14 protein-coding genes are annotated in these 16,260 nt (G+C 64.1%); 11 read left to right on the top strand and 3 right to left on the bottom strand.

Features of this window, described 5'->3' with window-relative positions:
• Window positions 1-323: 323 nt before the first annotated feature.
• Complete coding sequence (locus tag JQ627_RS21100) at window positions 324-1,820, bottom strand: sigma-54 dependent transcriptional regulator (RefSeq protein WP_212486074.1); 1,497 nt, start codon at window positions 1,818-1,820, stop codon at window positions 324-326.
• A gap of 127 nt (window positions 1,821-1,947) precedes the next feature.
• Here JQ627_RS21100 and JQ627_RS21105 point away from each other — a divergent pair, with 127 nt between their 5' ends.
• The 10 genes from JQ627_RS21105 to JQ627_RS21150 all read left to right on the top strand — a co-directional run bounded on the left by JQ627_RS21105 (window position 1,948) and on the right by JQ627_RS21150 (window position 13,992).
• Window positions 1,948-3,915, top strand: coding sequence for a M3 family oligoendopeptidase (locus JQ627_RS21105; RefSeq protein WP_212486075.1), 1,968 nt, complete (start codon window positions 1,948-1,950; stop codon window positions 3,913-3,915).
• Between the two features lie 225 nt (window positions 3,916-4,140).
• Window positions 4,141-7,128: a cell division protein gene (locus JQ627_RS21110; protein WP_212486076.1), complete on the top strand. Its 2,988-nt coding sequence runs from the start codon at window positions 4,141-4,143 to the stop codon at window positions 7,126-7,128.
• A gap of 139 nt (window positions 7,129-7,267) precedes the next feature.
• Window positions 7,268-7,420, top strand: coding sequence for an aa3-type cytochrome c oxidase subunit IV (locus tag JQ627_RS21115; RefSeq protein ID WP_008136857.1), 153 nt, complete (start codon window positions 7,268-7,270; stop codon window positions 7,418-7,420).
• 138 nt (window positions 7,421-7,558) lie between these two features.
• Entirely contained in the window at window positions 7,559-8,686 is a 1,128-nt protein-coding gene (locus tag JQ627_RS21120; RefSeq protein ID WP_212486077.1) for a Re/Si-specific NAD(P)(+) transhydrogenase subunit alpha, read from the top strand.
• An 11-nt stretch (window positions 8,687-8,697) separates the two neighbouring features.
• Complete coding sequence (locus JQ627_RS21125) at window positions 8,698-9,015, top strand: proton-translocating transhydrogenase family protein (RefSeq protein WP_018317801.1); 318 nt, start codon at window positions 8,698-8,700, stop codon at window positions 9,013-9,015.
• Between the two features lie 39 nt (window positions 9,016-9,054).
• Window positions 9,055-10,452 (top strand): NAD(P)(+) transhydrogenase (Re/Si-specific) subunit beta, encoded by a 1,398-nt coding sequence (locus JQ627_RS21130; protein WP_212486078.1) that lies wholly within the window; start codon window positions 9,055-9,057, stop codon window positions 10,450-10,452.
• 217 nt (window positions 10,453-10,669) lie between these two features.
• Complete coding sequence (locus JQ627_RS21135) at window positions 10,670-11,470, top strand: alpha/beta hydrolase (RefSeq protein ID WP_212486079.1); 801 nt, start codon at window positions 10,670-10,672, stop codon at window positions 11,468-11,470.
• 60 nt (window positions 11,471-11,530) lie between these two features.
• Complete coding sequence (locus JQ627_RS21140; RefSeq protein ID WP_212486080.1) at window positions 11,531-12,628, top strand: calcium:proton antiporter; 1,098 nt, start codon at window positions 11,531-11,533, stop codon at window positions 12,626-12,628.
• Between the two features lie 26 nt (window positions 12,629-12,654).
• A complete protein-coding gene (locus tag JQ627_RS21145) occupies window positions 12,655-12,939 on the top strand; it encodes a cupin domain-containing protein (protein ID WP_194404313.1) in 285 nt (94 codons plus the stop codon).
• Between the two features lie 93 nt (window positions 12,940-13,032).
• The gene (locus JQ627_RS21150; RefSeq protein WP_212486081.1) at window positions 13,033-13,992 is read left to right on the top strand and encodes a hypothetical protein; all 960 of its coding nucleotides are present in this window, start codon (window positions 13,033-13,035) and stop codon (window positions 13,990-13,992) included.
• 119 nt (window positions 13,993-14,111) lie between these two features.
• On the opposite strand, the gene JQ627_RS21155 is transcribed toward JQ627_RS21150, so the two are convergent.
• Both JQ627_RS21155 and rpsU read right to left on the bottom strand, forming a co-directional pair.
• Window positions 14,112-14,765 carry a tetratricopeptide repeat protein gene (locus tag JQ627_RS21155; protein ID WP_212486082.1) on the bottom strand — a complete coding sequence of 218 codons (654 nt, stop codon included), beginning with the start codon at window positions 14,763-14,765 and terminating at the stop codon, window positions 14,112-14,114.
• Between the two features lie 176 nt (window positions 14,766-14,941).
• The gene (gene rpsU / locus JQ627_RS21160) at window positions 14,942-15,238 is read right to left on the bottom strand and encodes a 30S ribosomal protein S21 (RefSeq protein WP_014492442.1); all 297 of its coding nucleotides are present in this window, start codon (window positions 15,236-15,238) and stop codon (window positions 14,942-14,944) included.
• A gap of 264 nt (window positions 15,239-15,502) precedes the next feature.
• On the opposite strand from rpsU, the gene aqpZ reads away from it, so the two are divergent.
• Entirely contained in the window at window positions 15,503-16,225 is a 723-nt protein-coding gene (aqpZ, locus tag JQ627_RS21165) for an aquaporin Z (protein WP_212486083.1), read from the top strand.
• The last annotated feature ends 35 nt before the right edge of the window (window positions 16,226-16,260 follow it).

A 16,260-nucleotide genomic window follows, 5' to 3' on the forward strand; every position in this document is an offset into this window, starting at 1 on the left:
TCCCTCGTGGAACAGCTTCGTTATCGGCTAATTGAGCTTCGGCTAAAACCGCGCCGGCCTCTCGAAAGTTGCACGCCTGCACGCAACGATTCATACGTAGACGATATACAGGCCCCGTTTTGGCGGCCAGCGCTCCCCGGAACAACTCACGACAAACTGACTTCAAGAAAGTCCGTTTGCAACGGATTGTGCGCCTCCGCCAGGCGCTTTTCCCTGTGTCTGTCACTTCCAAGTCACGGTTCACGTCGCGGCCGAATTTTGCCGTAATGCGAAGGGCTTGCGGCGTCATCGCAACGCCAGGCGAACCTCCGTTCGCATGGGGCCTAATGCGTCTCCTCGCCGCTTTTTCCGCCATGTCCGGGAACCCCGGCTTCGTCCAGTTTGCGGTAGAGGGTGGACCGGCCGATTTTGAGGCGGCGGGCGACCTCGGACATTTGCCCCCGATAATGCGAGATCGCGAAACGGATGATCTCGTTCTCCATGTCCTCCAGCGGCCGGACGTCGCCGGTGGGGGTCAGCAGGGACAGGGTCCCCGCCAGCGGCAGCGGCGCGATCGGTATTTCACCGCCCGATACCACCGAGGGCGCCGCGATCGGCTCGAGCATCAGCGGCGCGGTCGGGATGTCCGTCCCGAGATGCGGCTGCGAGGTGAGCAAGGGGAAGTCGGCAAGGTCAAGCTGGTCGCCGTCGCTCATCACCACCGCGCGGTAGACCGCGTTTTCGAGTTGGCGGATGTTGCCCGGCCAGTCGAGCTGGGCGAGGTGCGCCACGGCCTCGCCGCTGATGCCGGTGATGGCGCGGTTCTCCTCGGCGGCAAAGCGCGCCAGGAAATGCCGGAGCAGATGCGGGATGTCCTCACGCCTGGCCCGCAGCGACGGAATCGTCAGCGGCAGCACGTGGAGGCGATAGAACAAATCTTCGCGGAAGTGCCCCTGCTTCACCCGCTCCAGCAGCCTGCGGTTGGTCGCGGAGACGATACGGACGTCGACCTTCAACGGCTTGCGCCCGCCGACCGCTTCGACCGCGCCTTCCTGGAGCGCGCGCAGCAGCTTGACCTGCGCGGTCAGCGGCAGCTCGCTCACCTCGTCCAGGAACAGCGTGCCGCCATGGGCCTCGACGAACTTGCCGGTGTGCCGTTCGGTGGCGCCGGTGAAGGCGCCCTTCTCGTGACCGAACAGGATCGACTCGACGAGGTTGTCGGGGATCGCGCCGCAATTGACCGCGACGAACGGCTTTGCCTTGCGCTCGCCGCTGCCATGGATGGCGCGCGCGAACATTTCCTTGCCGACCCCGGACTCGCCCTCGATCAGTACGGGGATCGAGGAGTTCGCGGCCTTCTGCGCCGCGCGCATCACGCCCGCCATCGCCTCGGCGCGCGTGATGATGTCGGAGAAGGTCAGCCGACCCTCGCGGCTGTGACGGATGCGCTGCAATTCGCCCTTCAGCGCAGAAGCGTTGAGTGCGTTGCGCAGGGAGACCTGGAGCCGCTCCACGCCAACCGGCTTGACGACGAAATCGGCCGCGCCCGCGCGCATCGCCGAGATCACGTTGTCGATGCCGCCATGGGCGGTCTGCACGATGACGGGCACGCTGAGGCCAGCCTCGCGGACTTTCGCCAGCACGCCCATGCCGTCGAGGCCGGGCATCACGAGATCGAGGATGACGGCGTCGATCGCAGGTGCATCGGGGGCGGTGAGGGCGGCGATCGCGGCGTCGCCGGACTCCACGACGACCGTCTCATAGCCGCATTTCTGCACCATGTTCTCGACCAGCCGGCGGGCTACGGCGTCGTCGTCGGCGATCAAAATACAGGCAGCCATGGTGTTCCCCGCACGCTACTACTATCTGTCTCGAATCGGGGCACTCTGGCCGAAGCCGATTAACGCACTCTTAAACCTTGATGCCCCCGCCCGCCGCCGCGATAGTTGAACACAGGTTTCCCACACAATGAATTCGCGCTCCAAGACCGCTCTCAAGACATCCGCACTTAAGAAGCCCGCTTCCAGCAAACCCGCTCTCCGCAAGCCGAGCACCAAGAAATCCGACGCCAAGGCAAAGCCCTCCAAGCCGTCACTCGCCAAGTCTTCACCCGCCAAGTCTTCACTCGCCAAGCCTTCGCCCGCAAAGCCTGCGAGCAAGACCGGCAAGCTTCCGGAGTGGAACCTCGCCGATCTCTATTCCGGGATCGATGCGCCGGAAGTGGCGCGCGATCTCGAAAAGATGGATGCCGATTGCGTCGCGTTCGAGGCCGACTACAAGGGCAAGCTCGCGACGGGAACAGCAAACGAAGATGGTGGAAAATGGCTCGCCGGGGCGGTGCGACGCTACGAGGCGATCGATGATCTCGCCGGCCGTCTCGGCTCCTATGCCGGCCTCGTCCACGCCGGCGACAGCGTTGATCCCAAGATTTCAAAGTTTTACGGCGATGTGTCAGAGCGGCTGACGGCTGCGTCCACGCATCTGCTGTTCTTCGCGCTCGAGCTCAATCGCGTCGATGACGATATTTTGAACCGCGCGATGCAGGCTGCCGAGCTCGCGTATTACCGTCCCTGGATCGATGATCTGCGCAAGGAGAAGCCGTATCAGCTCGACGACAAGCTCGAGCAGCTTTTCCTCGAGAAGTCGCAGACTGGCTATTCCGCCTTCAACCGGCTGTTCGACCAGACCATCTCCGGCCTGCGCTTCAAGGTCGGTGCAAAGGAACTGGCGATCGAGCCGACGCTCAATTTCCTGCAGGACCGTGATGGCGCCAAGCGCAAGGCCGCGGCCGAAGCGCTGGCGAAAACCTTCAAGGCCAACGAGCGCACGTTCGCGCTGATCACCAACACGCTCGCCAAGGACAAGGACATCTCCGATCGATGGCGCGGCTTTCAGGACGTCGCGGATTCCCGCCATCTGAACAACCGTGTCGAGCGCGAGGTGGTGGATGCGCTGGTTGCCTCCGTCCGTGCAGCCTATCCAAAGCTGTCGCATCGCTATTATGCGTTGAAGGCGAAGTGGTTCGGCAAGAAGCGGCTGGCTTATTGGGACCGCAACGCGCCGCTGCCGTTTGCCGCGACCGACGTCATTGGCTGGCCCGATGCGCGCAACATGGTGCTGACGGCCTATCGCGGTTTCTCGCCCAAGATGGCCGATATCGCCGAGCGCTTCTTCACCGACCGCTGGATCGACGCGCCGGTGCGTCCGGGCAAGGCGCCGGGCGCCTTCTCGCATCCGACCACGCCGTCGGCGCACCCTTACGTGCTGATGAACTACCAGGGCAAGCCGCGCGACGTGATGACGCTCGCGCACGAGCTCGGCCATGGCGTGCACCAGGTGCTGGCGGCGAAGAACGGCGCGCTGATGGCGCCGACGCCGCTGACGCTGGCCGAGACCGCAAGCGTGTTCGGCGAAATGCTCACCTTCAAGCGGCTCCTCGCTCAGACCAAGAACGCAAAACAGCGCCAGGCGCTGCTCGCCGGCAAGGTCGAGGACATGATCAATACGGTGGTGCGGCAGATCGCGTTCTATTCTTTCGAGCGCGCGGTCCACACCGAGCGCAAGAACGGCGAACTCACCGCGACGCGGCTCGGCGAGATCTGGCTGTCGGTGCAAGGCGAGAGCCTCGGGCCGGCGATCGAGATCAAGGCGGGCTACGAGAACTACTGGATGTACATCCCGCACTTCATCCACTCGCCGTTCTACGTCTACGCCTATGCTTTCGGCGATTGTCTCGTGAACTCGCTCTACGCCGTCTACGAGAATGCGGCCGAGGGCTTTGCCGAGCGCTATCTCGACATGCTCGCCGCCGGTGGCACCAAGCATTATTCCGAGCTGCTGCGGCCGTTCGGGCTCGATGCCAAGGATCCCAAATTCTGGGACGGCGGTCTCTCGGTCATCGCCGGGATGATCGACGAGCTCGAGGCGATGGGCTGAGGCGAAGCGCGAGTTCCTTCCCGGCACGCGGAATGCGGGTGCCGCAATTTTTTGTGGCACCCAAGTTCCATCCGTGGGCGCGGGCGACCTTCGCGACGGAGGCCGGCAATCTGCTACGTGGGATTGAACGTTCGCGCGGCCCGCAAGACTAACTCAACAGATACTCGAAAGATGATTTTCTACTATTGATTGTGGATTGATCGGTTTCCCCCTGGGGAGGCACCCATGCTCGATCAAGGGCTCGCCACGCCGGTTCCGATGGCGAGAAATGCTGCCGCCGTCGATCAGGAAACGCCCTGGTGCGAGAAGCACCATCAAATCGTCTGCGATGAGATCGAGGCGATCAACACCCGACGCGAGCCGGAACGGCGCCTCGATGCCGACGGCCTGCAACCCTGCCAGTTGCTCGACGTCGTCGGGCTTGCGTTGTCCGGCGGCGGCATTCGCTCGTCGGCCGTTTGCCTCGGCGTGCTCCAGGCACTGAACCACCACAATCTGATCGGCCGGATCGACTATCTCTCCACGGTGTCGGGCGGCGGCTATATCGGCACCTCGCTCAGCGCCACCATGACGGCGGCACGGCGCTTTGTGTTCGGCGAAAGACCCGCAGGCGGAACCGTCACGTCCGCCGAGATCAGCGATACGCCGTCGGTCGGACACCTGCGCAACTATTCCAACTATCTGATCCCTGCCGGTGCCCGCGATCTCCTGACCGGAGTTGCGATCGTCGTGCGGGGACTGGTCGCCAATATCGGGTTGACGTTACCCATCGTGCTGCTGCTTGCCGCCGTCACCATCTGGTCAACGCCGCTGCGGAGCTGCCTGACGGATGCGAACATCTTCGGCGTCAGTCTCAACAACAGGACGTTGTGCGAGCTGCACGATTTCAGCGACATCGATCGTTACGGTTTCAGCACATTCGGCCTGGTCGTCGCGCTGGTGATGTTCGCTTGCAGCGGGCTCGCCTATTTCGCCTCGCGCTCCGTCCGTGGCAGCGGTCCCAGCGTCGTGTTCGCCTATATCGGCGGGATCGCGCTATTGCTGGGCGTCGCGTGCGACTTCGCGCGGTTTCTCAAGGTCCAGCATTTTGCGTTGAGCCTGTCGATCGCAATCATCGGCGGCGTCCTGTTTTTCGGATGGGCGCTCAAGCAGTCGCTCGCGAGTCCCGGCAAGCGGCAGGAGTTCCGTTCCCATTGGCCGAGCATGGGCGCGACCTTCCTGGTGCTGCTGGCGGTGATCGCCTTCTTCGAGTTTCAGCCCTTCATGCTGGAGCAGATGTTCGATGTCGCCGAGAGCAGCGCAATCGGTGGACCGGCTGCTGCGGTTGCGATCACCTGGATCAAGTCGCTTGCGGCGGTGGCTGCGCCAATCGGTGTCTTCGTCACCGCGTTCAGGCAGCAATTCGTGGAATTGCTGAAGGGCAACAGCGCATCCTCGCAATGGGGTTCGCTTGTGCTCGCGGTCGTCGCGAAGGTCGCGCTATGGATCGCGGGCCTTGCGCTTCCGCTCGTCATCTGGGTCGCATACCTCTATCTGTCCTATTGGGGCATCGCCAACGACCTGTTCGAGAGGTGCCCTTCCGTTATGGGCGCAACCTCCCAGCGAGAGTGCCTGGTCAATGCCAAATCGAACGTGCCGTCCGGCAGCCTCGCAGGCAGGATTCAGTTCGATGCCAGCAAGGGGACCTTGTCGGCGGAAATCACGCCGAAAGCCGCACCGCAGGTCGTGGCAGATGCCGAGCAGTTGACGCCGACCTGGCACACGCCCGCCTGGCTCCTGTTTCTGGCTCAGAAAGCGGGGCAGGTGGTTCAGGTGCGTTTTCCGAGCCTGTTCCAGGGCAACGCTTCGGAGCTCGCCTACTCCTACAGTCTGCACATGGTGATCCTCTACACGTTCGCCGGCGTCCTGCTGTTCGCCATCTCGTTCTGCCTGACGCCGAATGCGAACTCGTTGCACCGCCTCTATCGCGATCGCCTGAGCAAGGCCTTCCTGTTCGATCCGACGCGTTCGGCCGACGGGCGCGTCGCGCCCGCCGAAGCCAGTCTCGACCAGGGACGCGATTTCAAGGCGCTCGATCGCATGAAGCTGACGGATCTCTACGCGGCTCCGGCCGCGATGGCCCGGATTCCAGGGCAGCCGGCGACGCCGAAGCTGCACGCGCCCTATCAGCTCATCAATACGGCGCTGAATATTCAAGGCTCCGACTTTGCCAACCGGCGCGGACGCAACGCGGATTTCTTCGTGTTCTCGGCCCTGAACGTCGGCAGCGAGGCGACGGGCTATGCGCCCACCGCTCTGGTGCAGGACGACGAGCAAAGTCTCGATCTCGCCACCGCAATGGCGATTTCCGGAGCTGCGGCCTCCGCGAACATGGGGTCGAACTCGATCAAGGCGCTGACGCCCACGCTTGCGCTTCTCAACGTCCGGCTTGGCTATTGGCTGAAGAACCCGCGTTACGTCGATGAGCGCGTGCGGCCGCAACGCCGCTCCACGCCGCTCTATTTCTGGTCGGAGATCTCGGGGCGCCTGTACGAGAACAGCGACAGCGTCTATCTGACGGACGGCGGCCATATTGAGAATCTCGGCGTCTACGAGCTGTTGCGCCGCCGCTGCAAGGTGATCATCGCGGTAGATGCGGAAGCCGATGCGCCGATGAATTTCGGCTCCCTGATGACGTTGCAGCGTTACGCCCGCATCGACCTCGGCGTCCGCATCGATCTGCCATGGACGCCGATTCGCGAGCGCACGCGTGCGCTGATGGCGCGCAATGCCGACAAGGCGGGCGATCCCGGCGCGGCCGACGAGCATGATGAGATTGCGCAAGACCATGTCCACGTCGCAATCGGCACCATCGACTATGGAGGAGATGAGCAGGGCTATCTCGTCTATGTCAAATCGTCGCTCAATGGCGACGAGAACGACTATATCCGGGACTACGCGCGGCGAAACGACCGCTTCCCCCACGAGACCACGGGTGACCAGTTCTTCTCGGAAGAGCAGTTCGAGGTCTACCGCGCGCTGGGCTTCCACATGGCTCACGGTTTCCTGTCCGGTGACAACCCGGTCGCGGTCGGGTGCGGCGTCGATCCGCATATGGCCCGATTCACTGAAGTGGGCGAGCCGGCGATCGACGCGGTCCGCGAGGCGCTCGGTCTTCCGATACCCCAGCGACGGACCGCGAGCGTCACCGCCACGATGATCGATCAGGGCTGAGCAGCGCGACAGCCGGATTCCCGGCAATCGGAATTCCAAATCACCTGATTTGCCCGAAACCGGCCATCGGTGCCGTTGCCCTGCCCGAAGGTTTGCGGTATCCCAGCCCAAGAATTCGACTTTCGACTGGGGACAATACATGGCTGACCATAGCGAAGTGGCGTACACCACCGCCGACGGCAACGACTACGTTGCCCACGAGCAGACCTATGAGGGCTTCATCAAGCTGGTGAAATACGGCACGGCCTCGGTCGCGCTCATCGTGATCCTGATGGCGATCTTCCTGACCTGACCTATCGGCAGCTGCACGCGCCAGGGGCAGCTGCTGCCCAGAATATTTGCATCAAAGCCGGTCCCAAAACCGGTATCGAACGCTGCGGGAGTAACGCCTAAGTTTGCGCGCGCGCTGTCCCGCGTCGCCGGAGGACCTATGAAGATCGCCGTTGCCAAGGAAATCGATCCGTCGGAGCCGCGTGTCGCCGCTTCGCCCGATACGGTGAAGAAGTTCAAGGCGTTGGGCGCCGAGATCGCCGTCGAGCCGGGCGCCGGGCTCAAGTCGGGTTTGCCGGATTCCGAATTCACCGCCGTGGGCGCCACCGTCAGCGCCGATGCGCTGAAGGACGCCGACATCATCATCAAGGTGAAGCGTCCCGAAGCCTCCGAGCTCGCGCAGTACAAGCGCGGTGCACTCGTCATCGCCATCATGGACCCCTACGGCAACGAGGCTGCGCTGAAGACGATCGCCGATTCCGGCGTCTCCGCCTTCGCGATGGAACTGATGCCGCGCATCACCCGCGCGCAGGTGATGGACGTGCTGTCGTCGCAGGCGAACCTTGCCGGCTACCGCGCCGTGATCGAGGGCGCCGAGGCCTTCGGCCGCGCCTTCCCGATGATGATGACCGCGGCCGGCACCGTGCCCGCCGCAAAGGTGTTCGTGATGGGCGTCGGCGTTGCCGGCCTCCAGGCGATCGCGACCGCGCGCCGTCTCGGCGCCATCGTCACCGCGACCGACGTGCGGCCGGCGACGAAAGAGCAGGTGGAATCGCTTGGTGCGAAGTTCCTCGCCGTCGAGGACGAGGAGTTCAAGAACGCGCAGACCGCCGGCGGCTACGCCAAGGAGATGTCCAAGGAATACCAGGCAAAGCAGGCCGCGCTGACCGCCGAGCACATCAAGAAGCAGGACATCGTGATCACGACCGCGCTGATTCCGGGCCGGCCTGCGCCGAAGCTCGTCTCGGGCGAGATGGTCAAGTCGATGAAGCCCGGTTCGGTGCTGGTCGATCTCGCCGTCGAGCGTGGCGGCAATGTCGAGGGCGCCAGGGCTGGTGAGGTCGTCGACCTCGATGGCATCAAGATCGTCGGCTACACCAACGTCGCCGGCCGCGTCGCGGCCTCGGCATCCAGCCTCTACGCACGCAATCTGTTCTCCTTCATCGAGACCATGGTCGACAAGAAAGAGAAGAAGCTCGCCGTGAACTGGGACGACGAGCTCGTCAAGGCCACCGCCCTGACCAAGGACGGCGCGGTGATCCACCCGAACTTCCAGCCGAAGGTTTAAGGAGAGCCGCCATGGAGCATGCTGCACAGGTCGTTGACCCCTTCATCTTTCGGCTGTCGATCTTCGTCCTCGCCGTCTTCGTCGGCTATTTCGTGGTGTGGTCGGTGACGCCGGCGCTGCACACGCCGCTGATGAGCGTGACCAATGCGATCTCGTCGGTGATCGTGGTCGGCGCGCTGCTTGCCGGCGGCGTTGCGAATGTCTCGAGCGGCTCGGGCTGGGCACGCGCCTTCGGCTTCGTGGCGCTGATCTTCGCCTGCGTGAACATTTTTGGCGGCTTCCTTGTCACCCAGCGGATGCTGGCGATGTACAAGAAGAAGTCGAAGTAAGCGGCCACCTCGGGCTGAAGGGATCAATGGGGACCTGAGATGAGCGCCAACCTCTCTGCATTTTTGTATCTCGTGGCGGGGGTGCTGTTCATCCTGTCGCTACGCGGGCTGTCGAGCCCGGCGTCATCGCGCCAGGGCAATCTGTTCGGCATGATCGGCATGGCGATCGCGGTCGCCACCACGCTCGCCAACCATCCGCCGGCAGACGGCCTCGCCTGGGTGCTCGTCATCGTCGGCATCGCCATCGGTGCCGCGATCGGTGCGGTGATTGCCCGCCGCGTGCCGATGACCTCGATGCCCGAACTGGTCGCCGCCTTCCACTCGCTGGTCGGCATGGCCGCGGTGCTGGTCGCCGCCGGCGCGTTCTACGCGCCCGAAGCCTTCGACATCGGCACCCCCGGCAACATCCATCCGCAGAGCCTCGTCGAGATGTCGCTCGGCGTCGCCATCGGCGCGCTGACCTTCACCGGCTCGGTGATCGCGTTCCTGAAGCTGTCCGCGCGGATGAGCGGCGCGCCGATCATCCTGCCCGCCCGTCACATCATCAACATCGCGATTGCGGTGGCGCTGGTGTTCTTCATCGTCCGCCTGGTCCTCACCGGTGGCGCGCTCGACTTCTGGCTGATCGTCATCCTGGCGCTGGCGCTCGGTGTGCTCATGATCATCCCGATCGGCGGCGCCGACATGCCGGTCGTGATCTCGATGCTGAACTCCTACTCCGGCTGGGCCGCGGCGGGCATCGGCTTCACGCTGGGCAATTCTGCGCTGATCATCACCGGTGCGCTGGTCGGCTCCTCGGGCGCGATCCTGTCCTATATCATGTGCCACGCGATGAACCGGTCCTTCATCTCGGTCATCCTCGGCGGCTTCGGCGGCGAGACCGCGGCCGCCGGCGGCGGCACCGGCGAGCAGAAGCCGGCCAAGCTCGGCTCGGCGGACGACGCGGCCTTCATCATGAAGAACGCCTCCAAGGTCATCATCGTGCCCGGTTATGGTATGGCGGTGGCGCAGGCCCAGCACGCGTTGCGCGAAATGGCCGACATCCTGAAGAAAGAAGGCGTCGAGGTGAAATACGCCATTCACCCGGTCGCGGGCCGCATGCCCGGCCACATGAATGTGCTGCTGGCCGAAGCCAACGTCCCTTACGACGAGGTGTTCGAGCTCGAGGACATCAACTCCGAGTTCGCGCAGGCCGACATCGCCTTCGTGATCGGCGCCAACGACGTCACCAACCCGGCGGCCGAGGAGGACAAGACCTCGCCGATCTACGGCATGCCCGTGCTCCAGGTCTGGAAGGCCGGCACTGTGATGTTCATCAAGCGCTCGCTGGCGTCGGGCTATGCCGGCATCGACAATCCGCTGTTCTATCGCGACAACACGATGATGCTGCTGGGCGACGCCAAGAAGGTCACCGAGAACATCGTCAAGGCGATGTAGCGCGCGGGAAGGCGAGCGGACTGTGGCCCTGAACAAGGAGTGGCACCGGTCCCATCGCATGCCACCGAAAGCGACACGCGAGCAGCGTCTCGCTTGGCACGCCGCCCATGCGGTAGCGTGCGGTTGCCGCGAGATTCCCTTGAGCATCCGCACCGACGTCCTCAAATTGCTCAAGAGCCGTCGCAAGCCCTGAACTCCGGAAATGGTGGGGGCTGCGATGACATTCCTGAAATGGATCGCCATCATCCTTGCGGCCGGCTATATCGCCGGTCTCATCCTGCTCTTTGTGAAGCAGCGCGCCATGCTGTTTCCGATTCCGACGGCCGAGCGCACGGCGCCTGCGGCAGCAGGATTTCCGGCGGCCGAAGAGCATGTCCTGACGACGTCTGACGGCGAGAAGGTCATCGTCTGGCATGTCCCCGCCAAACCCGGCCGTGCGGTGGTGCTGTTCTTCCACGGCAACGGCGATTTTCTCGCCGGCCTCGCCGGCCGCTTCAAAGCCATCACGGCTGACGGCACCGGTCTCGTCGCGCTGTCCTATCGCGGCTACGCGGGCTCCAGCGGCGCACCGGGCGAAGATGGCCTGCTGCGCGATGGCGCGGCTGCGTACGCGTTCGCGACAGCGCGCTATGACGCCCGGCGCCTAGTCGCCTGGGGCTTCTCGCTCGGGACCGGCGTTGCGGTCGCCGTCGCCTCCGAACATCCGGTCGGGAAGCTGATCCTCGAGGCGCCCTATACGTCGATCGCCGACGTCGCCGCCGCGCATTTCTGGTTCGTTCCGGCTCGTCTCCTGATCCGCGACCCCTTCCACTCGGATGAGCGCATCGCACGCGTCACGGCTCCGCTCCTGATCGTGCATGGCGCGCAGGACCAGACCATCCCGATCGCATTCGGCGAGAGGTTGTTTGCGCTGGCTCGCGAGCCGAAGCAGTTCGTCCGCATTCCCGGCGGCGGGCACGACGATCTCGGCAGCTTTGGCGCCATCGAGATCGCACGAAACTTCGTCAATGGCGGGTGAGGGCTGACGGGCGGGATCTTCTCGCGCATAATCGGTCCGTCACTTGAAGGAATCGCCCGCATGAGCGCACACGGACCGATGCCACGGTCGTCATGGATCTTCCCCGCTCTGGCGGTGCTGCTGTTCCTGATCGTCACTGCGACCGGGTACGGCTTCACGCTCACGGCCGGCGGCGGGCTGTTTGCGATCGTCCTGCTGGTGATCCTGTTCGGCACGGTGTTTGCGGCCGTTCATCATTCCGAGGTGATCGCGGAGCGGATTGGCGAGCCCTACGGCACGCTGCTGCTCACGCTGGCGGTGACCATCATCGAGGTCGCGCTGATTACCACGATCATGCTCGGCGACAAGCCGGCGCCGGAGCTCGCGCGCGACACCGTATTCGCGGTCGTGATGATCGTCTGCAACGGTCTCGTCGGTCTCTGCGTCTTCATCGGCGGCATGCGCTACCGCGAGCAGGGTTTTCAGGTCTCGGGCGCCAACGTCTATCTCAGCGTTCTGACTGCGATGGCCACCATCACGCTGATCATGCCAAATTACACGCTGACCACGCCGGGCCCGATCTATTCGACGCTGCAGCTCGGCTTCGTCGATCTCGCAACGATCGTGCTCTACGGCGTTTTCCTCTACACCCAGACCGTCCTGCACAAGGACTACTTCGTGCACGAGCGGGCGGACGGCGAGGGCGGCGAGGCTTGTTTGCCGGGCAGGATGCTGGTGCTCAGCATCGCGTTGCTGCTGATCTCGCTTTTGGCGGTCGTCCTCCTCGCCAAGAAGTTCTCGCTGGTCGTGGACGCGGTTGCGGTCCAGATCGGCGCCCCGCCGGCGTTCGCGGGCCTCCTCGTCGCCCTCCTGATCCTGATGCCGGAAGGCGTCTCGGCGATTGCTGCGGCGCGCAAGAACGACCTCCAGAAGAGTATCAACCTGGCGCTCGGTTCCTCGCTCGCGACCATCGGCCTGACCATTCCGGCGGTCGGGCTCGCGACTTACGTGCTCGAACAGCCGCTCGTGCTGGGGCTCAATCCCCAGAACACGGCCCTGTTATTCCTGACATTCTTGCTGAGCATGCTGACCTTCGGCACCGGCAGGACGAACGTCCTGTTCGGACTGGTCCATATGGTGGTATTTGCCGTCTACGTGTTCATGGTTTTCGTGCCCTGACGCACGATTCCCCAGGAGAGGTTCCGATGCTTGCCGCCAAGTCCGAAGTCCAGGTCGACAACGAAGAGGTCCGGGTGACCGAGTGGCGGCTCGGCCCGGGTAGCGCGACCGGGCATCACACCCACGGCATGGACTATGTCATTGTTCCCGTCGTCGCCGGCGAGATGACCATCGTGGCGCCTGGCGGCGAGCGCTCCAAGGCGCAGCTTGCGGCCGGAAAATCCTATTTCCGTAAGGCTGGGGTCCAACATGACGTACTTAACGAAACCTCAACCGAGATCGTGTTCCTTGAGATCGAGCTGAAGCCGTAAGTCTGGCGTTACCTTTGCCATCGATCCGTCGCAGTTGATCCCTTACAATGCCCCAAAGTTCCCGCATCTGATCGCGCGGGGAGTGGCCGAGAAATGCTGAAATACCTCGCTAAAATTTCGATGGATATTTTCCCCTCGGTGCTCGCGACGATCATCGGGGCTTACATCGTTAATCACTACATCAACGCCAAGCCCTCGGCTGATACCCCTGCAGCCGTGGTGGCGCCTGCCCAGGCCGGCAGTGACGGCAAGCCGGCGGACATCGCCAACCTTCCCGCGCCGGGCGTCAAGGCTAAGGGCGTCTCTGAGAAGAGCGTTTCCGAAAAGAGCGTGACCGACAAGGCAGCGGCCGAGAAGCCCGCCGACCATCAACCGGCCGAGGCCAAAGCCGCGGACGTTGCCCCCGCCGAGACCGGCCCGCGCGGCCGCCCGGCGCGTGAGAAGGCGGTCGCCAAGTCCGCTCCGGCTGTCGCGGCCCCCGCCACCGCCCCGGTGGTCGAGGCCAATTCGGCACCAGCTTCCCCGGCTGCCACCCCCGACGCCAACGATCTCGCGCGCGCCGCGATCGAGCGCCTGCGTAAGTCGCCTGAAGGCAAGGCTGCCGAGAAGGCTGCCGAGGCCAGATCCACCGAGGCCAGATCCACCGAGGCCAGATCCACCGAGGCCAAGTCGGCCGAGAAGACCCCGGAACCTGCGGTGCGGGAAGCCGCCCGCACTCCCGAAGCCCCGCGTGGCGTCACTGTGGAACCGGTTACGCTCCGTCCGCTGCCGCCGCCGATCACGGTGTCGACGCCTTCGTCCGAAGCCTATGGCAATGGCGGCGCGTCACCTGCCAATCCGCCCTACACCGCCTCGATCGGCAATGACGATCCCAACCGGATGACGCCGCCGGCCGACATTCCGGTGCCGGTGATCGCCCCGCCGCTCGACCTGCGCGCGGATGCCGGCGCGGCCATGCCGCGGCCGAAGAAGACCAATGTCGCCGACGAGATGCTGTCGGGCATGAAGTCGATGTTCAACTCCGTCCTGCCGAAGGGCGCCACCCCCGATTAAGACGGCGGGCTAGAGCGTTTTCGAGCGACGTGGACCCCCGGTTCGCGTGAAGAAAAGCGTCAAGACAAGAATCCAGAGCTTCTGATCCAATCAGAACCGATAATGCTCTCGCCGCGCTGTCAGCCGCCGACGCGGGCGAGGCCGCTGCGGGCGGCATCGTCGCGTGGACGAAGGGCGACCGCCTTGTTGTAGGACGTGGCCGCCTTGGCCTTGTCACCCAGCCGCTCATAGGCCTGTCCCCGCGCGGTCCACACCTGTGCGTTGTGCGGATCGGCTTCGGAGGCCTCATCGAGATCGGCCGCCGCGTCCTTGACCTTGCCGATGGCGAGATAGCTGATGGCGCGGCCGAGCAGCGGCTCGACCTTTTGCGGATTGAGCCCGTTGGCGGCGCTGAAATCGGCGATGGCGGAGGTATGCTCGTTGTTGCCCTGATAGATCAGGGCGCGGCCATACAGTGCCTGTGCGTTGTAGGGATCGAGCGCGACGGCACGGTTGAACTCGTCCAGCGCGCCAGCCATTTCCCCCGACTTTGCCAGGGTCTGGGCTTTTGCGGTGTGAGCCTGCGCCTCGCTGGCATTGCCGGCGCTGACCGCGCTGTCGGTGGCAGTCGCAGCCGACCTAGGTGCCTCCTGCGCCTTCTCCTTCTCCGGCGTCAGGGAGCCCAGGTCGAACGAGCAGCCGCACAGCACAATCCCCATCAAACCGAGCGCGAGCGGCTGTCGCAAGGGCTGGCATAGCCACGCCAAGCCGCGCACGGGGAAAGGGGAGGCCATCTACGGTTCGCTCGCGCTGGTGCCGCATCCGTAGTGCCCCCGTCCCAGAGAAGGCACCGCTCACAAAACAATAACGCGGGCCAGGGGCCCGCGTCATCGAAAACTGAAGTCTTGGAAAACTGAAGACTTGGACAACTGAAGACTTGGACAACTCAAGTCTTGCAGGCCAGGCAAAATCAGCGCGGTCCGCGCGGACCTGCACCCGGGCCGCTGCGGCCGCCACGATCACCGCCGGGACCGGCGCCGAACACCGGCTTCGGCTTCATCGGCAGCAGGCCTTCACGCTGGAGCTTCTTGCGGGCCAGCTTGCGCGCGCGGCGCACGGCTTCGGCCTTTTCACGGGCCTTCTTCTCGGAGGGCTTCTCGTAATGACCGCGGAGCTTCATCTCGCGGAAAATACCCTCGCGCTGCATCTTCTTCTTCAGCGCCTTGAGGGCTTGGTCGACATTGTTATCGCGAACGAGAACCTGCACGCGGCATCCTCTTCAGTGGATCGGATTTGAATTCTGGTAAGTCAAAGGGGATGGCAAAACGCGCAAGCCCTTAACCTTGAGGGCGCGGATGTATCAGACAAAACCTGGGATGTCCACCTGCCAACCGGGTTTTCGGGCCAAGTTCAGCCATTAAATGCGGCGAAAGTACCTCTGTGCGATCCTAATTTGGGTGATTAGGCGCCAAAAGACGGGCCGTTTTCCGGAGATTGGATCCGGAGGTCTTGAAATCAGGGGAGACGCCACATGGATATGAAGAAATACGCTGCCGAGGCGATCGGCACGTTCTGGCTCACATTCGCAGGCTGCGGCAGCGCCGTGATCGCGGCCGGCTTTCCGCAGGTCGGGATCGGCCTCGTCGGCGTGTCCCTGGCCTTCGGGTTGAGCGTGGTCACCATGGCCTATGCGATCGGCCACATCTCGGGCTGCCATCTCAATCCGGCCGTCACGGTCGGCCTTGCCGCCGGCGGGCGCTTTCCGGCCGGCCAGATCCTGCCTTACGTGATCGCGCAGGTCTGCGGTGCGATCGTGGCCGCCCAGCTGCTCTACATCATCGCCAGCGGCGCCCCCGGCTTCGACGTCACCAAGGGTTTTGCGTCGAACGGGTACGACGCGCATTCGCCGGGTCAGTACAGCATGGTCGCCTGCTTCATCACCGAGGTCGTGATGACCATGATGTTCCTGTTCATCATCATGGGTGCCACCCATGGCCGCGCGCCCGCGGGCTTCGCTCCGCTCGCGATCGGGCTCGCGCTGGTGATGATCCATCTCGTCAGCATCCCCGTCACCAACACATCGGTGAACCCGGCGCGGAGCACGGGGCCCGCGCTGTTCGTCGGCGGCTGGGCGCTGGCGCAGCTCTGGCTGTTCTGGGTCGCACCGCTGATCGGCGGCGCGCTGGGCGGGGTGCTCTATCGCTGGCTCAGCGAGGAGCCCTCAGGCGTCGTCGCGGGCGTGAAGACGGCGTAATCGAAAGGCGGGATCGCGGCATCCGCCGCAGTCCC

The organism is Bradyrhizobium liaoningense, from assembly GCF_018130785.1.
GTDB classification, from domain to species: domain Bacteria; phylum Pseudomonadota; class Alphaproteobacteria; order Rhizobiales; family Xanthobacteraceae; genus Bradyrhizobium; species Bradyrhizobium liaoningense_A.

Bases quoted from the DNA above. Each gene is read 5' to 3' on its own strand.
- JQ627_RS21105 (WP_212486075.1), top strand. From the start codon at position 1,948: ATGAATTCGCGCTCCAAGACCGCTCTCAAGACATCCGCACTTAAGAAG.
- JQ627_RS21100 (WP_212486074.1), bottom strand. From the start codon at position 1,820: ATGGCTGCCTGTATTTTGATCGCCGACGACGACGCCGTAGCCCGCCGG.
- JQ627_RS21120 (WP_212486077.1), top strand. From the start codon at position 7,559: ATGAAGATCGCCGTTGCCAAGGAAATCGATCCGTCGGAGCCGCGTGTC.
- JQ627_RS21150 (WP_212486081.1), top strand. From the start codon at position 13,033: ATGCTGAAATACCTCGCTAAAATTTCGATGGATATTTTCCCCTCGGTG.
- JQ627_RS21125 (WP_018317801.1), top strand. From the start codon at position 8,698: ATGGAGCATGCTGCACAGGTCGTTGACCCCTTCATCTTTCGGCTGTCG.
- JQ627_RS21135 (WP_212486079.1), top strand. From the start codon at position 10,670: ATGACATTCCTGAAATGGATCGCCATCATCCTTGCGGCCGGCTATATC.
- JQ627_RS21110 (WP_212486076.1), top strand. From the start codon at position 4,141: ATGCTCGATCAAGGGCTCGCCACGCCGGTTCCGATGGCGAGAAATGCT.
- JQ627_RS21140 (WP_212486080.1), top strand. From the start codon at position 11,531: ATGAGCGCACACGGACCGATGCCACGGTCGTCATGGATCTTCCCCGCT.
- JQ627_RS21130 (WP_212486078.1), top strand. From the start codon at position 9,055: ATGAGCGCCAACCTCTCTGCATTTTTGTATCTCGTGGCGGGGGTGCTG.
- JQ627_RS21155 (WP_212486082.1), bottom strand. From the start codon at position 14,765: ATGGCCTCCCCTTTCCCCGTGCGCGGCTTGGCGTGGCTATGCCAGCCC.
- JQ627_RS21115 (WP_008136857.1), top strand. From the start codon at position 7,268: ATGGCTGACCATAGCGAAGTGGCGTACACCACCGCCGACGGCAACGAC.
- JQ627_RS21145 (WP_194404313.1), top strand. From the start codon at position 12,655: ATGCTTGCCGCCAAGTCCGAAGTCCAGGTCGACAACGAAGAGGTCCGG.
- aqpZ (WP_212486083.1), top strand. From the start codon at position 15,503: ATGGATATGAAGAAATACGCTGCCGAGGCGATCGGCACGTTCTGGCTC.